A 19,006-nucleotide genomic window follows, 5' to 3' on the forward strand; every position below is an offset into this window, starting at 1 on the left:
GACCCCGTCCGGCTGAAAATCGATGAGGCGTTGACGGCTGACCGGGTTTGCCCGCAGGGATGCGGGCAGAGGGGACGGCCTGCAGGGACGCAGGCTCGGCCCCGACCCGACAGGCAGACGGCATAAGACGAATGAATCGCGCAGCGACGATTTTCCCGCCGGGAGCCTGGGTTGCAAGGGAAGCGGCGGTGAGCCTCCCTTGCACGTTCACAGGTATCTGCGCTTCAGAAAAGTAATACCACTGAGGTGAACGGAACCCTGAGCCGAAATCACATGTTCTCCATAATGCTTAACTGACAAGTATTACTCCGGCCAGGAGGCATTTTCATTTACCGCGTTACTCTTCGCTTTTTTTCTGCTGGCTCAGGCCGTATTCACGCAATTTGTTGGCAATCGCGGTGTGTGAAACGCCGAGGCGCTTGGCCAGTTTGCGCGTGCTGGGATAATTCATATAAAGCTGCGTCAGCACAGAGCGTTCAAAGCGGCTGGTAATTTCATCCAGCGATCCTTCCATCACCTCTTCTCCGACCGCAACCGTTGCCGCATCGTAATCCGGCAGTAAAATATCCTGCGGCCGCAGCTCATAGCCTTCAAGCTGGGTCAGCGCCCGGTAGATGGCATTTTTAAGCTGACGCACGTTGCCCGGCCAACCGTAGCGGGTTAACACCGTGCTGAGATCGGCAGATAGCTTCGGACGCGGCACGCCCTGCTCGTCGGCGAAGCGCGCCACAAACAGTTCGGTAAGCGGCATAATATCCTGCGGGCAATCGCGTAGCGGCGGCAGATTTAGCGTCAGTACATTCAGACGATAATAGAGATCTTCACGGAAAAGCCCTTTCTGCACCATTTCCACAAGGTTCTTTTGCGTCGCGCAAATCACGCGGACATCAACATGAACTTCGTGATCTTCTCCCACGCGGCGGAACGTGCCGTCATTGAGAAAACGCAGCAATTTGGTCTGCATACGCGGCGACATTTCGCCAATTTCATCTAACAGAACCGAGCCGCCATTCGCCTGCTCAAAGAAGCCTTTTTTGCCTTCCGGGGCATGGCCAAACAGCTCACTTTCGACCGCATCCTCAGGAATTGACGCGCAGTTCAGCGCCAGATACGGCTTCGACGCACGCGGGCTTGCCAGGTGGCAGGCATGGGCAAAGAGATCTTTGCCGGTGCCGGTATTACCAGTAATCAGCAGCGGCGCACTCAGTGTCGCCAGCTTACGCGCCTGTTCCACTACGTGTTTCATTTTGGCGCTGACGGCAATAATCTGGCTAAACGCGCTCAGATCCTGCGTAGTCATATTTTGCAGCTGACGCCCCATCCGGATGGTGGAGCGCAGCATGACAACAGCACCGGTCAGCATCTGCTCCTGATTTTCACCCTGCAAATGGACAGGCGTAATCTCCATCAGGAAGTTCTGTCCGTTAATTACGACATGCTCGCTATGAGAATCCTGCGGATTGCTTTCGAGCCAGCGCTGGAAGTTAAACCCATTGATTAACTGGGCGGCGGTATGATTGCGCATCCGATCCTGAGTGTGCGCGAAAAGCTGACAGCTCGCAGGGTTCGCCATCTCGATTTTGCTTTTCATATCCAGAGAAAGGACCGGTTCTGGTAACGCCTCAAGCAGCGCGCTCAACGCAAGATGTTCTCGTTCGGAAGGCATCCAGGGCACGGTACGCACATCCGTAACCCCTGAAATACGGCGGATTTCAGCCATCAGACTACTGAAGTTGGTGAACTCCAGTTCCGCAAAATTGAGGTAAATCCGCCCGATGGGGTCAATCTCGATACCGCGTAAATCAATGCTTCTCAGCACCAGTAAATCGAGCAATTCGCGGGTCAGACCAAGTCGGTCTTCACAAAAGACTTCCAAACGCATAGGAACCTTCACCTGGACAAGGGATTATGTATTAAATGATAAGACAGTATTGGGTTTGCAGGAAGAACTCTGTCAACAAATATTGACAGCTCGCTGGAAAATCAGGCGCCGGGACGTAAAGTTAAACGACTGGCGCCCAATTTTTAGCTAACTTTCGCGCGGCGATTTGTTCTTTTGTAAGGTTTCTTTCACCTGACCAATCAGTTGACGGCGAAAATCGCCCAGTCGTGGCTTATCGTCATCGATCCACGGCAGCGGTCGGCAAAGTTCCATGGCTTTAATACCCAGACGCGCCGTTAATAATCCCGCGCCAATACCCTGCGCGGCACGCGTCGATAAGCGAGCGGCTAAATCCTGCGACATCCAGTCCATTCCCACTTCCCGCACCAGCTCACTGGCCCCGGCAAAAGCGATATTTAGTAGCACCAGGCGGAACAAACGCAGGCGGCTGTAATAACCGAGTTCAATGCCATAGAGCGATGCGATGCGATTAATCAGCCGCAGGTTTCGCCAGGCAATAAACGCCATATCCACCAATGCCAGCGGACTGACGGCAATCATCAGCGTGGACTCCGCCGCTGAACGGCTAATCTCACGTCGGGCCTGCGCGTCCAGCACCGGCTGCACAAGATGGGCATACAGGCTGACGACTTCGCGATCGTTCTGCGTTTCATGAATTGAGGCATACCAGCGCTGTAGCGCCGGATGGGACTGATCGATACCCGCCTGCTGCGCCAGCTTTTCACAAAATGCACGACCTTTTCCGGTTCCATGGCTGTGGAGCAGATCTCGCGCTTCATCACGCTCATGCGCACGCTGGCGCAAACGCCATAGCCGACGCCACTCGGTCGCAACCGATCCGACACCTGCGCCGATAATCAATGCGCCAGCGGCACATCCTCCCAGCGCGACCCAGTCCTGAGTTTGCCAGGCGTTCATGGTCCATTGTACGCCCTGAGCGACAACGCTCGCGCCAAACAGCGCCAACCCGCCCATCACCATTTTGCGCCACAAACTGCGTTTGGGGCGTAGGGCCGCATCAATGACGGCTTCTGCCTGACCTTCGTCTTGCAGAGGTTCATCCACTGTCGCCGGAGAAAAAGTCTGCGCCTCCGTTTCGTTGAACATCTGCTGCGCTTTAAACGCCGCGTTTTGTTCCACGTCCAGCGGACCTGAGAAATCGATACGCGGTTTTAACGGCTCGCTCATCGCAATTTATCTCCTATTAAAAACTCCATCGCGGCATCAAGACGAATATGCGGTAAGGGTTTATCAACATCCATAACCTGCGGGCGAAACGCTTCAAACTGAAAGCCCTGGCTGTCCCAGAATGCTTGTCCAGGTAAACGCGCGGGCACTTCCCCCGGATAAACGGTTAGCGGTTCACCATCGCTCAGACGATGACCACGCAGCGCCGGGATCTTTTCGCCCTTCACATCGATCAGGCCGCTGGTGGTTGCCTGTACTGATGCCAGTCCCAGACAATCCATGCTGATACCTTCAAACGCGGCGTTTTGCCAGGCGTCCTGGATCAACTGCTGCAATAACGACACCATATTGGCGTGCTGATCGACCGTGACGTGGTCGGCTTTGGTGGCGGCAAACAGCAGTTTGTCGATCACCGGGGAAAACAGCCGACGAAACAGCGTACGCTGTCCGTAATGGAAGCTTTGCATCAGTTGGGTGAGTGCCAGACGCATGTCGTTAAACGCCTGTGGCCCGCTGTTGAGCGGTTGCAAACAATCGACCAGCACAATCTGACGGTCAAAGCGCAGGAAGTGATTCTTATAAAATCCCTTCACGACTTTTTCACAGTAATAATTAAACCTGTCGCGCAGCATGCCCGCATTGGTGTGTTTGTCTGCCTGCGCCAGCTTCGATTCCCCCCAGGCATCAACGTCCGGCCACGGGAAGAACTGCAGCGCAGGCGCGCCCGCCATATCTCCAGGCAGAACAAAACGGCCCGGCTGAATAAAATGCAGTCCCTGCTGCTTGCACTGGTGCAGATACTCCGTCCAGGCGGCAGCGATTTCCGCCAGACGGTTTTCATCAGCAGGCGCCAGCGGATCCAACCCCTGGCATAACTGCCGCCATCTTGCCGACCATTCGCCCCGCTGTCCCTGTAATAATCCGGTCATTTGCCGCGACCAGCTGAGATAATCCTGGGCCAGCATCGGTAAATCGAGCAGCCACTCCCCCGGATAATCGACGATTTCCAGGTACAGCGTGGAGGTGTCTTTAAAGTGGCGCAGTAAAGAATCATTGGATTTGTAGCGCAGCGCGAGGCGTATTTCACTCACACCGCGCGTAGGTGTCGGCCAGGTCGGCGGAGAGCCATACAGCTGCGCCAGTCCCTCATCATAGGTAAAGCGCGGAATACCAAAATCGCGTTGTGGAACCCGTTTAACGCCGAGCAGACGCTCTTCGCGCACGCAACTGAGCAACGGCAGACGCGCACCGGCATGAATATTGAGTAACTGGTTTACCATCGCGGTGATAAATGCCGTCTTACCGCTACGGCTAAGTCCGGTGACAGCCAGGCGCAAATGCCGGTCTACGCCGCGATTAACCAGCGAATTGAGTTCATTTTTAAGTCGCTTCATCGCCATCCCGTTTTGCTGAAGGAACCGAAGAAATTATAACAAACAGGAAGTAAAGATAGGGGTCAATTCTTACTTATCAACTACCTGAGCTGTAACAGGCGGCATTATTCTTACCGCCTGGTGCAGAAGGAATGCGGGCGGTTTATTGATTCTCTACTTTAGGAAGCGCTATCTGATTGATGCCACCTTCGTTGGTCACCTGCGTGTAGCCCATTTCCGTCAACATATCCTTCGCCTGCCCCGATTGACGCCCGGAGTTGCAGTACAGCTTCACGGTGTCGGTCTTATCAGGAACTTCAGCAGCGATCCGCGCCTTCATCTCTTTTAATGGAATGTTGACCGCCCCCTGAATATGCTGCTGTTGATACTGTTCAGGAACGCGAACATCAATCCAGTGCTCGGCTGCAAAAACCGGCATGCCGATGACCAGTGCCAACGCTAATACGCCTTTTTTCAACATAATATCTTCCTGACTGATAGTTGGATTTAACCAACACACTATACGCCAGTTCTTAAGAAAATATTGCGATTGCATTATCACCCTCGGCACCCGTGGACGAGACTTCCTCTGGTTGCGCATACTGCGGTTAGTTTTTTGATTTTTCTGCCCGCATTCCGATATTGTTGTCATTCGCCAATTAACTCCATAATATGTTCGCCATTGACTCTCGGACGGAGCTTGGGATCTATGTCTCCTACCATTTATGATATTGCACGAGCCGCTGGCGTATCAAAATCCACGGTGTCGCGCGTGCTTAATAAGCAAACCAATATCTCGCCGGAAGCGCTTGAAAAAGTGCTGCGTGCTATTGATGAGTTACAGTATCAGCCCAATAAACTTGCTCGCGCACTCACCTCTTCCGGGTTTGATGCAATAATGGTGATATCTACCCGTTCAGCAAAAACAACCGCCGGTAATCCGTTTTTCTCTGAAGTGCTGCATGCTATTACTGCCAAGGCTGAAGAGGTCGGTTTTGATGTCATATTACAGACGTCGCGAAGCACTGAAGATGATTTACAAAAATGTGAGAGCAAAATTAAGCAGAAATTGATCAAAGGTATCATTATGCTGAGTTCTCCCGCCGATGAATCTTTTTTTGCAAGGCTGGATAAATACAACGTACCGGTTGTGGTTATTGGAAAGGTTGAAGGCGACTACGCCAATGTCTATTCTGTAGACACAGATAATTATCGCGACAGCATTACGCTAACTGATGCGCTGATTGAGAGTGGACACCGTAATATAGCCTGTTTGCACGCGCCGCTTGATGTTCATGTTTCTATCGATCGCGTTAACGGATATAAAGCCAGCCTTCAGGCGCATAATATTAAAATGCGCGATGAATGGATTGTTGACGGGGGCTATACCCATGAAACAGCCCTGCTTGCTTCACGAAAATTACTGAGTCAGCAGCCGTTACCCGACGCCGTATTTGCCACCGACAGCTTGAAATTAATGAGCTTATATCGCGTGGCGGCTGAGAAAAATATAACCATCCCACAACAACTTGCCGTTGTGGGCTACAGTAATGAGCTGTTGTCTTTTATGCTCACGCCCGTTCCTGGGGGAATTGATGTGCCTACCCAGCAGTTGGGTGAACAAAGCTGTAATTTATTATTTAACCTGATTGCGGGCGAGAAAGGATTACAAAATATCACGGTGAGCACACAAATATCGCTGGCCGACTCACTGGTGTAAAAACTGGGGCATAAATGCCCCAGTATATTTTAGAATGCGTAGTTCACGCCTATACCAGCATAATGGAATCTGTCGCTTTCGCCTTCGTCGTGATCTTCCCACTCATAGGCATACTCCAGTGACATTGATAAACCATTCTGGAAATCATATGCATACAGTAAACCGAGACGATTGAAATTATGGCCTTCACGTTCCGGATCATCTCGCCAGTCCCAGTTTGACCAGCGATCAAGCCCCAGACGGGTATACGGCGTCAGGGTGGTATTGCCTAAAGACAACGGTAAATATGCACGAATTTCCTGGGTTGAGAACTCACCATTATTGCGCGAATCAGCCAGGTTAAAGCCGCGCTCAAGGTAATAGTTGACCGTTAAGCCCACCGTTTCGTTAAACCTGTAATTCAGACCGGTCTCGCTTTCGACACGACTATCGGAGTAGCCAGTAGTATTCAAATCATTAACGAATTGATACATCGACAGCCAACCGCTAAAGCGCAGGTCGTCGGTCAGTTTAACATCCCAATCCGGCTGAACTTTCCAGCGCTGCATATTAGCGGTGTCGTTTCCTGGTTCATTGACATAGTGATAACCGTAATTACGGAAGCCACCGGTCAAACCGAAATTAACATCCTCACTTTCCAGAAATTGATAGCGAATTTCCAGTTCCGGACGATCAAACCAGGTACCACGCTTACCTTCGTTGTAATCAACCGGTCCTTCCTGATAATAGGCCAGCGATATTTTCCATGGCCCATTAGATGCGTTGAAATAGACGGACGGCTCAGCCAGTCCATCCATATCTTCGCCCTGACCTTCAACGTTTTCTATTTCGTACATAGCACCAATATTAAAGTGCCAGTCATTATTTTCAGCAGCCTGCGCGCAGGCCATTCCTGCGCTCATAATCAGCGCAGTAGCGGACAGTAGGGTTTTCATTATTATTCCTTGTTAAAATACTCGCAAAAATGCCCCAAGGCTTGGGGGGGATTTATTCCCCCCGGAATTTTATTGAATAGCCACTTCAGTTTCAGCATCAAAGAAATGGCATTTCGCCATATCAAAATGAATAGTGATATTTTCTCCTGCATGATAATCATTCACTGCCCCAGCACGGACCACCAACTCATGCCCCCCAACAATGGTATAAAGCATAAATTCAGCGCCGGTTAATTCTGCAACGCTAATTTTTGCCGATATACTATTTTCGTTATTAAGCTGCGGGTGTATATCTTCAGGACGAATTCCCAGAGTGACCGCCTGATGTTCATAACCCTGCGCTTTTAATTGTGCTAATTTATTTTGTGGAATCGTTAATTTCAGTGTTTCAGTAACAAACTTATCACCATCAATCGCGCCACGAATAAAGTTCATGGCCGGTGAGCCAATAAATCCGGCGACAAACATATTAGCCGGGTGGTTATAAACCGTTTTCGGCGCACCAACCTGCTGAACGATGCCATCTTTCATAATCACAATACGCGTCGCCATAGTCATGGCTTCGGTTTGGTCGTGGGTAACATAGATCATAGTGGTATTGAGTTTCTGATGCAGTTTGCTAATTTCAGCCCGCATCTGAACGCGAAGTTTGGCATCGAGATTCGATAAGGGTTCATCCATCAGGAAGACCCCCGCTTCACGTACAATCGCACGCCCCAGCGCCACACGCTGACGCTGACCACCGGATAACGCGCCGGGTTTACGCTGCAGATAATCGCGCAGACCAAGGATCTGCGCCGCCCAGTTGACGCGCTCCTCAATCACAGCAGGCGCTATTTTCTGCATTTTCAGACCAAACGCCATGTTGTCATAGACGGTCATGTGTGGGTACAACGCGTAGTTCTGAAAAACCATCGCAATGTTGCGTGATTTCGCCGGCACATCGTTCATCCGTTTACCGTCAATCAGCAGATCGCCGCCGCTGATCTCCTCCAGACCGGCGATCATGCGCAACGTAGTTGACTTCCCGCAGCCGGAAGGTCCAACAAAAACAATAAACTCTTTATCTTCAATTTCCAGATTGAAGTCTTTAACGACGTGTACCTGGTTGTCGTAAATTTTTTGAATGTGTTGCAACGAAAGCTGTGCCATGTTGAATCCTTTACTTGTCGTGTTGCCAGAAAGCCGATAAGCACGGCCACGTCAGAAATTCGGTTGCCGGAAGCAGCAAGTCTGCCCCATTCAGCCCTTTACCGATGCCGACAGAAAGCATGCCGCAGGCGTTGATTGCATCAATTCCCGCTTGTGCATCTTCTATGCCAATACATTGTTGCGGGTCAACGCCAAGACCCGCGCAGGCTGCCAGGAAAATTTCCGGATCCGGTTTCGAGCGGGTGAGCAATGCCGCATCCGCACAAAAATCAAAGCAAGAGCTAAGATTAAGCGCTTGTAAAATAGCCGGGGCATTGCGCGACACAGAGGCCAACCCCACCGGAATCCGTTCTTCCCGCAACGTCATCAACAGCTCACGTATTCCCGGTAATACCGAGTTAACCGTCAGTTGGCGCAAAGAATGGACATACAGTCTGTTTTTTCTCTCGGCCAATTGTGCGCAGGCCCCGGAAGAAAACGCCCCCGCCTTCCCACCATGGTGCAAAATACGCTGTAGTGATTCGCCGCGACTAATCCCTTTCAGGCTGTCATTAAATGCTTCGTCGATCACAATCCCTATTTCATCGGCTACCTGCCGCCAGGCCAGAAAATGCAGATGCGCGGTATCGGTAATCACGCCATCCAAATCAAAAATGATGGCCTGTGGTTTGAGTATCATTCATCGCCCCTTTTTGTGGTAGCGGTCCCATAAGTGGGCGAAATAATGGCGTCATTGCGGATTACGGTTTCCCCCTGCACGGAGACCTTTTCACCATTGACCCAAAGGACAATCTGCTCAGTGCTGTTAATACGGATTTCAGCCGCATTAATGATTACCTGCATATCGATGCCCTGCCAGCGCAGCGGGAAAGACAGCGTTTGCCAATGAGCCGGTAAGGCAGGAGCAAGGTGTAACTCCCCGTGGCGAATATTCACGCCAGCAAATCCCTGGATTGCGCCCAGCCAGATGGCGCCCGTTGCCGCAGCATGAATGCCGTCATCGCAGCTATGTGGGTCCTCCCCGAGATCGATAAGCGATCCTTCACGCCAGAACCGATAGCCCTGTGCCGGATCACCGCAACGCGCTGCCACAATCCCGTGGATCGCTTTACTCAACGAGGAGTCATGAATTGTGCGCGGCTCGTAAAAGCGCAGGTTTGCCAGACAGGTTTGCGGGCAAAATTGCTCCGGTAACATGTAGGTCAGCATCACCACATCGGCCTGTTTGAGAATTTGCATCTCATTGACTTCTGCACGGGAGTAATCGAGCAAAATCGTCTGCTTGCCCGCTTTGGCTTTGTACTGTGACAGATCGATAGTCGGTTTGCTCAGGAAGGTATCGTCCTGAGGTAGCACGCCATCGGGCTGAATTTGCGGTCGCCAGAGATGCTGTAAAAAATACTCTGCGCGGTGAATAAACGTCTCATCACCGCAGCCCAACCGACGGGCAAAGCCCAGCGCCTGTTCCACGTTGTACCAGGCCATGTAGTTGGTGAACGCGTTGTTGTTCACATGCTCAGTGTATTCATCCGGGCCTATCACATCGTGGATCTCTAAACGATCATTAACCATGACCGCCCTGCTGATCCAGAACTTCGCCGTTTCCAGCAGCAGCGTCATTCCCTCACGGGACATGAAGTTTAGATCCCCTGAGGCATGCCAGTAATTGATTACCGCCCAGGCAATATCCGCCACGAGGTGATGTTCAGCCTGCGCCGAGGCCACTTTCTGACGCAGTCCGGTACGGATGTTGATCGCCGCAAATTCAGGCGTTTCCTCATCACCGCTGCGAGCGCTTTCCCACGGGAAAAGCGCTCCCTGCCAACCGTTACGACGGGCTTTCTCACGCGCCCCCGACAGATTATGCCAGCGGTAACGCAACAAACTTCTCGCGGTTTTCGGCTCGGTAAAGAGATGAAACGGTAACAGAAAGACCTCGGTATCCCAGAATATGTGGCCTTTATACCCTTCCCCCGTCAGACCTTTGGCCGCAATACTGCTGCGCTCATCGTGGTCAGGAGTCATCACACGCAGATGATAGAGCGCATAGTCCAGCGCTCGCTGATCGCTGGCATCAGTGCTGGTGACCTGAACGCGACGATTTTGCCACCAGGCATGCCAGTTAGCAGCCGACTCCGCCAGCAGAGCGTCATAGCCCTGCTGCGCGCACACTTCCAGGTTGCGCAGCGACTGGCGTCCCCAGGTCTCAAGCGACAGGCTGCGTTCGCTCGCCCAGTCTACCCAGCTAATTTTTGTCAGCGTGACGCGCTGTCCGGCTTTCGCCTGCACGCTGTTGTGTTGTAACAGCCGACGTTCTTTCGCGGTGAAGCAGCGCTGCGCTGCACCGTCTACATCGCAATACGTGGTGATAGCGATATCATTGCGGTTGTCCTGGGTGGTGTAAATCCCTTGCATAAGATGCTGGCCAAAGACCCGGACCTGCGTTTCATCCAAATGCTGACGACCATGATTGGTCATCGTGGCGTCAATTCCGGTCGAGATACCAATGCTGGCATCGCCATCCAGTGGCGTGACGACAACTTCCATCGCAAACAGCGGCAGTTTTTGTGCCGAGACAAATCGCCGGCTCTCAATGGCAAAACGCGCCCCGCCAGACGCACGCCAGGTAAGCGCACGGCGTAATTCCCCACTGGCAAAATCCAGTTCACGTTGCCAGCTTTCGATAACGCCGCTGGTGAGCGAGAAAATCTCACCATTGAGTGAAATCTCCACCCCCACCACATCAGGCAGATTAACCAGTTCATTAATCTCGCCTTTCCCTGCCCGGTGATACAGTCCAGCAATGTACATGCCGCGAGTTTGTAAGGTGTAGGCTTCCTCGTGGCTGGCGCGAATCCCCATATAACCGTTACCGGTCGTCATGAGTGACGCATATTTATTCAGGTTGTGTGGGCAAAAAGCCGGTTCAGTTAGCATTACTGGCCTCGTCATAAGTCTACGTAGGTCCCTGTTTCAGCCGATTGATACAGTGCGGCAACCAGTTGTTGAATAACGACGCCTTGCTCTGCGTCAGCAATAGTGACAGGCTCGCCCTGGACATGATTCACAAAAGCTTCCATGCTGCGATAATGACGATTGTCATCGGCCATTTCGCGCTGAAGCAGTACGTCAAGCGTCCCCTCACGATCGGTATAAACCTGGGCCGGGAATAACGTCGCCCCTGCCAGATCGCCGCAGAAATTAACGTTCATAATCGATTGTTCCGGGATATTCAGCGCGAAAGAGGTTTCCAGTCGCAGGATACCGCCGTTATGAAATTCAATCGTCCCGAACAGAGAATCCTCCACGGTATACGTCTCGGGATCCCATTTCCCAAACTGGCCGCTGTTTTTACGCGTGCCAATGCGTTGATAACTGTGTGCGTTAACACGCTTTACTGCCGGAAACCCCAGCACATACATGGCGGCATCAAGCATATGGATGCCGAGATCAATCAGCGGCCCGCCGCCCTGCAGTTCTTTGTTGGTAAATACCCCCCAGCCGGGCACGCCGCAGCGGCGCAAAGCGCGGACATTGGTGACATAGATTTCACCCAGCACGCCGGCCATCACCTGCTCACGAAGCAGCTGCGTATCCAGTGCGAAACGATGATGAAAATCATAAGCCAGAACTTTCCCCCTTCGACGCGCCGTGTTACACATTTCCAGCGCCTCGGCTGGCGTCATCGCCGGAGGTTTCTCACACATCACATGGCATCCGGCGTTCAGCGCCAACATGGTGTGTTCATAATGAAAACGATTGGGTGAACAGATGCTGACGATATCTGGCTTAGCCTCGCGTAGCATCGTCTGAGGATCGTCCCAAACCTGCGGATTGCCGTATTTCTCTGCCAACGCCTGCGCCTGTGACAGGCGGCTGTCACAGACAGCCACCAGTTCCAGATCGTTGCGGGTGCAGTAGTACGAAGCATGAACTTTATCCGCCACCTGCCCGGCGCCGATAATGGCGATGCGTAGCGGAGAGCTTGTCAGTGCACTTTTCACAGAAATCCTCTTAGCAGGTACGCAGCCAGGCCAGTGACTGACGGTACGCTTCCGGCAGGTTCTCTGCCCGTACACGCCCTTCGTACACGACGTAACCCTGATAATTATCTTCACGCAACTGATCAAACAGCGCAGTGAAATCCAGCGTACCGCTCCCCGGCTGATAACGGTGGTTATCCGCAATATGGACGTGTCCCAGCAGATCGCGATTGTCATGCAGCGCCTGAGCCATATCGTCTTCTTCGATATTCATATGGTAAAAATCACCAATGATTTGCACATGCTTCAGGTTGTTTTCCACGATATAGCGACGGGCATCCGCCAGGGTGTTGATCATATGATCCTGATAGCGATTGAGCGGTTCCAGATACACCACCGTCCCCGTACGCTCGGCAACTTTATCGAGATAAATCAATGAATCACTTACTGCTTTACGATCACCCGCCAGGCTGCGCGGAGAGGTCATCGGCGGTAAGCGGAAGGTAAACATGCCCCATGCAGCGGGTACAATAATGCCCTGCCCATCGACTTCGGCCAGCGCTTCGAGAATGCGGGTAATCTGCTGTAAGCCATTCAAACGACGCTCTTCGATAAAATCACCGATCCAACCGTCATATCCTCCACAGGCGGTGGTGACGGGCAGGCCTGTTTCTTTGATTGCTGCTTTCACTTCTGCCAGGTTGTTAACCAGCAGCTTGCCGTCAATTTCAAAACCGTCAAACCCCATCTCTTTGATGTAACGGAATTTCTCGAGAATATTTTCCGGAAAAAAAGCCTGGTTCTGTGTTCCAATTTTCATCTTCTGCATTCCTTAATTAAAACGTCACGCCCATTTTGATGCTCTTTTCCGGATGGCGATCGACATACTGCATATAGCTTTCCGGGCTGCTGGCAAATGTCACTACCGGGTCAATAAGTTCTTCACAGTTCAGGTAACCGTTCATCAACAGTTCCCAACAGGTCTCCTCAATACGCTTGCGGCTCCAGCGCGGATAATCCGGATTTGGCTCACTGCAGGCACGGGAGAAGACAATTTTGGCGTTGTTGAAGTGCGCTTCACGCCCCAGGTTGAAGCCTTCAGCAAAAGGTTTCGCGAAAGCGACATAGGAGATGGTTCCACCATAGGCCAGACCGCGTAACGCCGATTGCAGCGCATCCGCATAGCCGCTGGTTTCGATAATCACATCCGCGCCCTGCTTGCCGGTCAGCTTCTTAATTTCCATGCCGACATCGGTGCCAATAGGATTCAGACAGAAATCCGCGCCATGACGACGCGCGATATCGCAACGATGGGCAATCGGATCCACACCAATGACCACCGAGGCTCCCGCTTTCTTAGCCAGTTGGACGGCAATCTGGCCAATCGCCCCTAAGCCGACGATGACAACAAAGTCGCCGACACGCACATTGGCGTCGCGCACGCCACTCATGGCGAACTGTGCCGGGTCATAGCACACGGCATTTTTCCACGAACTACCTTCCGGCATTTTGCGCAGTTTGTAGTTGTTCACCGCATTAAAGAAAACCGTTTCTGCCAATGGGCCGTAGCCGCAAACTGAATCGCCAACGGCGTATTCGGTCACATCGCTGCCACACTCAATAACATCGCCCACCACCATGTTGCCAAGCTGGAACTTGCCGAATTCAATCCCGCGCGGCGCCCCTTCCGGACGCGGCATGAACATTTGCCATTCGCCGTTAAAATCTTCGTCAATAAACGGACTGGCAGCGCGAAAATCGACCACTTCCGTGCCATGTTTTGGCGCACCAAAGCGAACGCGAACTTTCACTTCATTGGCGGATACAGCTCTGTCTTCATATTCCACCAGCGCCGCAACACGCGGTTCTGTGGCAACTAACTTCTTCATTTACAACTCCTTAATTAAACTGGCCGCTTAGCCTTTCACGCCGCCTGCGGTCAAACCACTTTTAATAAAACGTTCGGAAAGCGCATACATAATGACGACCGGCAATGCGGTGACTAACGATGCCGCCATCATGCGTCCCCAGATATAGTCAGGCGTACTGAACAGCGCGTTCAGACCGACCGGTAAGGTAAAATTGCTGGCGCTGGAGAGGAAAATCGAGGCAAACAGATAGTCATTCCACGCCACCATAAAGCAGTACACAAAGACCGAAACCAGACCGGACATCGCCAACGGCACGGTAATGCGAAAGATGATCTGCAGACGGTTCAATCCATCCATCATCGCGGCTTCTTCTATTTCATCCGGAATGGTGTCGAAGTAGCTTTTCAGCATGAACACCGCGGTCGGCAGCGTCTGGGTGACCATGGTGATAATCAACGCCATTTCGGTGTCATAGATGCCAAGTGCCGTAATGATTTTGAATAGCGGCACCACCAGCAGGATCCCCGAAAACATGTACACCGTGTAAAAGCTGGCATTGATAGTCATTCGCCCCTTAAAACGCAGGCGGGAAAGCGCATACGCCCCGAGCACACCGAGAAACACCGCCACCACCGAAGAAGTGACCGATACCACCAGGCTATTACGGAAGTAGTCAACAAACGGGAAAATCATCGGGTTGAAGATGTCGATGTAATGTTCCAGCGTCCATTGCTGCGGTAACAACGTCGGATGCAGCGAGATCGCCTCTTTGGCGCTTTTAAATGAGGTCATCAGCATCACAAAAAATGGGAATAGCGTGATGCCCAGGAAGACAATTAATCCACAGTAAAAGCCGATGCGGCCAAGTGTGCGCTTATTTGTTGCCATTGAGGTTCACCCGTTTTCTGGTCAGCAGGATAACAGCGAAAATAATGACGAAGAGGACGACAGAAATAGCGGCCGCTTTGCCTAAGTCGTTAAATGCAAACGCTGTTTTATAGAGATAGACCCCGAGAATATCGACTTTAGTGGTCAGCAGATAAACATCGGCGAACATGTAAAACATCCAGATCGTGCGCAGCGTGACCACGGTTGCCAGCACCGGCATAATCGCTGGCAGCGTGACGATACGAAACCGTTGCCAGGCATTCGCGCCGTCCATTTCTGCCGCCTCATACAACGATTTATCAATCGTCTGTAAAATCGCCAGAAACGAGATAAAGGCATACGGAAAGTAGCGCCAGATGGCGAACAGCACGACCAGCGCGAAGCTGCTGCCGGGATTGTCGAACCACAGCGGAGCCTGATCGTAGAGATGCAACAGATCCACGCCGAGGTAGTTCACAATGCCGTAGCCGTTGTTGAACATGTATTTCCAGGCAAACACCAGCGAAATTGATGGCGTCACGTAAGAGAGGATGACCAGTGAGCGCGCCGTTTTCCGCAGACGAAACTCACGGTTAAAAAACATCGCTACGCCCAGCCCCAGTACCGTGCTTCCTGCCACAACCAGCGCGGTATACCAGACCGTCATCCACAGCGAATGCCAAAATCCGGGATCGGATAAGATACGGATATAGTTGCTCAGCCCGACAAACGTAGACTCAATTTGCGGATTCAGCGGCAGTCGCATAAAGCTGATTTCGATGTTAGATATCATCGGCCACGCCACTAAACCGCCCAGTAACAGCAAGCTGGGCGCCAACAGCAGCATGGCGAATGGCATATCAGATCGACCTGAAAAGAACTTATTCATCACGGCTTTCCATTTCCCCATTAGCGCTGTTCAACGAGGTCATCCAGTTTTTTCTGGCTCGCTTCAATCGTGGTGACGAGGTCGGCTTTGCCTACCGTCACGTTGTGCACCATTGAGCTCACAACACCGGAGCCTGTGACGTCGCCCATGCGGGTGAAGTTCTTATCGCCGACGGCACCAAACACCTGGATATTCGGCAGTTCGGCAATCAGCTGATCGGGTAATTCACCCAGCGCTTTGATGACAGTGTTATCTTTCCACGTCGCGGTATTCACCACCGCTTTGTTGACCGGCAGCGCCGCCCCTGGCGACATCATGACCCAGTCCGCGATGTTGTCGGCCTGCTCCATAAAGGTGACAAATTTCTCTGCCGCTTCTGTCTCTTCAGACTTTTGACCCGCGGTAATGGTTAACGACGTCAGCATGCCGTAAACAGCAGAGTTTTTTTCCGTCGGCACCATAAAGCCCACATTTTTAGGATCGCCCTCTTTAATCACCGCCGGGAGGATATAGGTGGAATAAATCGCCATCGGTGCCGTGCCGTTCATGAACGCGTCTTTGACTTCCATGATGTCGTTTGAGCCCGGCATGGTGTTCATTGCCAATTGGCGGTAATACTGCAGCGCCTGCGCCATTTCAGGTGTGTTGAGCGTTATCTTTCCTTGCGCATCAAAAACGTTGGCCTGGTTTGAGAGCGCGAACTGGGAAAATGACTGTTCGGTCAAAACGCTTTCCGCCGTGGGCAGCGCAATACCATATTTCTTACTACCAGGATTGTTTAGCTTCTGCGCCACGCTCAGCAGTTGTTGCCAGTCTTTTGGCTCTTCCAGCCCAGCTTTTGCCAGCACATCTTTGCGATACCAGATCCCGCCAATCCAGGCGCTAACCGGAACCCCGGTCCAGGCAGTACCGTCTTCAGTGCGCACAATACGCAGCACGCCATCATAAAAAGTACCTTCACCTACAGCGTTGATGACCTGCGCTACGGCTTTACGATCGATAAGTGATTCTTTATCCATAACTTTCGCGTAGTCATGGCTGGTTTCAATGACTTCAGGCAGTGAACCACTCCGCGCCAGGGTAATGACCTTGGTGTTGTACGCATCTTCTTCTACAGGAACCTGTTTGACACTGATCCCCGGGTTCTCTTTTTCAAAACGCTCAATCAGTTTTGCAATAACCGCCTGCCGCTCCTGTTCAACAGAAGAGTGCATAAATTCAATCGCAACAGAGGACGTTTTATCATCCTTACACCCGGAAACCAGGGCGCAGGAAACCAGTGCTGAAATCAGCACAATTTTAGTTTTAAGCATGAAATGTTCCTTTTTATTACTTAACCCACATGACCTGCCAGGCGTTCAACGTTAATTCTTTACCCGAAATAGTTTTACCGCTAATCAAATCAAATCCATTTTCAACATCAATACTAATGGTTTGCGTATGACCGCTGACATTAAATAATCCGGTAATTTTTTCGCCTGTTTCCGCCGTACGTTTAATTTGCATTACAGCCGGTGTAACACAGCTAATCTGAAAATCACTATCAGGGTGAAATGCTTTATTACTACGACGTATTACAATTAATCGGGATAATTCATGATAAATAGCGTGGCGCAAACTGGTTTCATCTGCCAGCTCCGTTTCGATTTGGCTTATTTGATATTTTTTGCGGTTGATCGCGCGGTTATAACCTAGCGCCTCGACACCTTTATAATCATTGCGTGACCCAAGAATGCTTTGAATGTAAACCGCAGGTACACCCGGAAAACTCAGCAAAATGGCATGTGCGAGAATAAAACGGGAAAAACGTTCGGCATCACTACAATTGCCTGGCGTTAGTGCGTCCATATATGTGACGTTAATTTCATACGGACTGCGACTACCATCAGGGTTATTTTTCCAGTTAACCAGCGCGCCTTCCTGTTGTAATTCCGTCACCAGGCGCACGATCTCGTCTTCAGGTAACAAACCACGTAATGGGTTGAGACCAATACCGTCATGCGATGCGAGGAAATTAAACCAAGTGGTCTCACTGGACGGCAGTTCCAGTGATTGCGCCCACTGGCACAAGGTTGAGGTATCCTGGCGTTGTACCGCATGCAGCACCAGCGGCGGTAACGAGAACTGGTACACCATATGCGCTTCATCACGGCCATTTCCGTAGTAGGACACATTATCCTTATGCGGAACGTTTGTTTCAGTAATAATCGCCGTACCAGGCGCCGCGCAGTCAGCAATAGCGCGAAATAGTTTGATAAGCTGATGCGTTTTTTCCAGGTGAATACAGGTCGTTCCAGGCTCTTTCCACATAAAGCCAACTGCATCCAGGCGGACATAATCAGCGCCCTGCTCAAGATAACTCAATAGCACATCGACCATCGCCAGTAACACTATCGGGTTGGCATAGTTGAGATCGATCTGGTCGTCGCTGAACGTCGTCCATAAATAGCGTACGGTGTTATCTTTTAGCGTAAAAGGCGTCAGTAACGGTAAGGCACGTGGACGCGTTACGTTGCTCAGGTCCGTATCAGGATCCATCGCAATAAAGAAATCTTCATAACCGTCAAGCTGTTGCAAATAGTTATTAAACCATTCGCTTTTCGCTGACATATGGTTACAAACAAAATCAAACATCAGTCGACTGGATTTACCCAATTGCTTAATATCATTCCAGTCACCGGTTTCTTCAGCAACCTGATGGTAATTAATTACGGAAAAACCATCATCCGATGACCACGGATAAAACGGCAAAAGATGCACATGAGAAAATGTCGACTTAAGCCATTCATTATAAAACTGATTAAACATCGGCAGTGGTTTTTTGCCTGCCCCGTGGAATTGATCGGCGTAGGTAATAAGAACTACATCGCCCTCGTCCCAATGCGCTTTACGGATTTTTTTAATTAATCCCTGTGATTTCTCTAAACGTGCAATCAGCGCTTCATAGTGGCATGAAGTAAACGTATCACCATAAACTTCTGCCAGGCATTTTTGGATTTTTTGGTTCACCTTCAACTCTCGTGGTAGCGGTCCCATGAGTCAAGAGACTACTCTGCGGGAAATAAGCTGTCAATCGGCTGAGGTGGCCAGGAGGGGGATAATAAAAGAATTTCGGCAGCCAAAAA

The 19,006-nt window shown here is 51.3% G+C and carries 16 protein-coding genes and 1 pseudogene; 1 reads left to right on the forward strand and 16 read right to left on the reverse strand.

Features of this window, described 5'->3' with window-relative positions:
• The 5 genes and pseudogenes from WC7_RS27120 to pspE form a co-directional block, all read right to left on the reverse strand.
• Window positions 1-211 (reverse strand): annotated as a pseudogene (locus WC7_RS27120) (hypothetical protein); the annotation flags it as partial.
• Window positions 212-337: 126 nt separating this feature from the next.
• On the reverse strand, window positions 338-1,882 hold the full coding sequence (gene tyrR, locus WC7_RS13350; protein WP_016153213.1) for a transcriptional regulator TyrR: 1,545 nt from the start codon (window positions 1,880-1,882) through the stop codon (window positions 338-340).
• A 147-nt stretch (window positions 1,883-2,029) separates the two neighbouring features.
• Window positions 2,030-3,091: a YcjF family protein gene (locus tag WC7_RS13345; RefSeq protein WP_016153214.1), complete on the reverse strand. Its 1,062-nt coding sequence runs from the start codon at window positions 3,089-3,091 to the stop codon at window positions 2,030-2,032.
• Entirely contained in the window at window positions 3,088-4,485 is a 1,398-nt protein-coding gene (locus WC7_RS13340; protein ID WP_016153215.1) for a YcjX family GTP-binding protein, read from the reverse strand. The genes WC7_RS13345 and WC7_RS13340 overlap by 4 nt, the downstream gene beginning before the upstream one ends.
• Window positions 4,486-4,627: 142 nt before the next feature.
• On the reverse strand, window positions 4,628-4,945 hold the full coding sequence (gene pspE, locus WC7_RS13335; protein WP_016153216.1) for a thiosulfate sulfurtransferase PspE: 318 nt from the start codon (window positions 4,943-4,945) through the stop codon (window positions 4,628-4,630).
• Window positions 4,946-5,173: 228 nt separating this feature from the next.
• Between pspE and WC7_RS13330 the strand changes: the two genes are divergently transcribed.
• Window positions 5,174-6,184 carry a LacI family DNA-binding transcriptional regulator gene (locus WC7_RS13330; protein WP_016153217.1) on the forward strand — a complete coding sequence of 337 codons (1,011 nt, stop codon included), beginning with the start codon at window positions 5,174-5,176 and terminating at the stop codon, window positions 6,182-6,184.
• 29 nt (window positions 6,185-6,213) lie between these two features.
• Here the strand turns inward: WC7_RS13330 and WC7_RS13325 are convergent, their stop codons facing one another.
• The 11 genes from WC7_RS13325 to WC7_RS13275 all read right to left on the reverse strand — a co-directional run bounded on the left by WC7_RS13325 (window position 6,214) and on the right by WC7_RS13275 (window position 18,917).
• A complete protein-coding gene (locus tag WC7_RS13325) occupies window positions 6,214-7,119 on the reverse strand; it encodes an OmpG family monomeric porin (RefSeq protein WP_016153218.1) in 906 nt (301 codons plus the stop codon).
• 69 nt (window positions 7,120-7,188) lie between these two features.
• Window positions 7,189-8,271: an ABC transporter ATP-binding protein gene (locus WC7_RS13320; RefSeq protein ID WP_016153219.1), complete on the reverse strand. Its 1,083-nt coding sequence runs from the start codon at window positions 8,269-8,271 to the stop codon at window positions 7,189-7,191.
• Between the two features lie 10 nt (window positions 8,272-8,281).
• A complete protein-coding gene (pgmB, locus tag WC7_RS13315; RefSeq protein ID WP_016153220.1) occupies window positions 8,282-8,950 on the reverse strand; it encodes a beta-phosphoglucomutase in 669 nt (222 codons plus the stop codon).
• Window positions 8,947-11,223 (reverse strand): glycoside hydrolase family 65 protein, encoded by a 2,277-nt coding sequence (locus WC7_RS13310; RefSeq protein ID WP_155849789.1) that lies wholly within the window; start codon window positions 11,221-11,223, stop codon window positions 8,947-8,949. Before WC7_RS13310 ends, pgmB begins: the two co-directional genes overlap by 4 nt.
• Window positions 11,220-12,275, reverse strand: coding sequence for a D-glucoside 3-dehydrogenase (locus WC7_RS13305; RefSeq protein WP_016153222.1), 1,056 nt, complete (start codon window positions 12,273-12,275; stop codon window positions 11,220-11,222). The genes WC7_RS13310 and WC7_RS13305 overlap by 4 nt, the downstream gene beginning before the upstream one ends.
• Before the next feature lie 10 nt (window positions 12,276-12,285).
• Window positions 12,286-13,074: a 3-dehydro-D-guloside 4-epimerase gene (locus tag WC7_RS13300; RefSeq protein ID WP_016153223.1), complete on the reverse strand. Its 789-nt coding sequence runs from the start codon at window positions 13,072-13,074 to the stop codon at window positions 12,286-12,288.
• Window positions 13,075-13,090: 16 nt separating this feature from the next.
• Entirely contained in the window at window positions 13,091-14,143 is a 1,053-nt protein-coding gene (locus WC7_RS13295; RefSeq protein ID WP_016153224.1) for a D-guloside 3-dehydrogenase, read from the reverse strand.
• 27 nt (window positions 14,144-14,170) lie between these two features.
• Window positions 14,171-15,013 (reverse strand): carbohydrate ABC transporter permease, encoded by an 843-nt coding sequence (locus WC7_RS13290; protein ID WP_003020474.1) that lies wholly within the window; start codon window positions 15,011-15,013, stop codon window positions 14,171-14,173.
• Window positions 15,000-15,881 carry a carbohydrate ABC transporter permease gene (locus tag WC7_RS13285; protein ID WP_003840754.1) on the reverse strand — a complete coding sequence of 294 codons (882 nt, stop codon included), beginning with the start codon at window positions 15,879-15,881 and terminating at the stop codon, window positions 15,000-15,002. The genes WC7_RS13290 and WC7_RS13285 overlap by 14 nt, the downstream gene beginning before the upstream one ends.
• A 20-nt stretch (window positions 15,882-15,901) precedes the next feature.
• Window positions 15,902-17,194 (reverse strand): ABC transporter substrate-binding protein, encoded by a 1,293-nt coding sequence (locus tag WC7_RS13280; RefSeq protein WP_016153225.1) that lies wholly within the window; start codon window positions 17,192-17,194, stop codon window positions 15,902-15,904.
• Between the two features lie 16 nt (window positions 17,195-17,210).
• Window positions 17,211-18,917 carry a sugar phosphorylase gene (locus tag WC7_RS13275; protein WP_016153226.1) on the reverse strand — a complete coding sequence of 569 codons (1,707 nt, stop codon included), beginning with the start codon at window positions 18,915-18,917 and terminating at the stop codon, window positions 17,211-17,213.
• Window positions 18,918-19,006 lie beyond the last annotated feature (89 nt).

The organism is Citrobacter sp. KTE151 (assembly GCF_000398845.1).
GTDB classification, from domain to species: domain Bacteria; phylum Pseudomonadota; class Gammaproteobacteria; order Enterobacterales; family Enterobacteriaceae; genus Citrobacter; species Citrobacter braakii.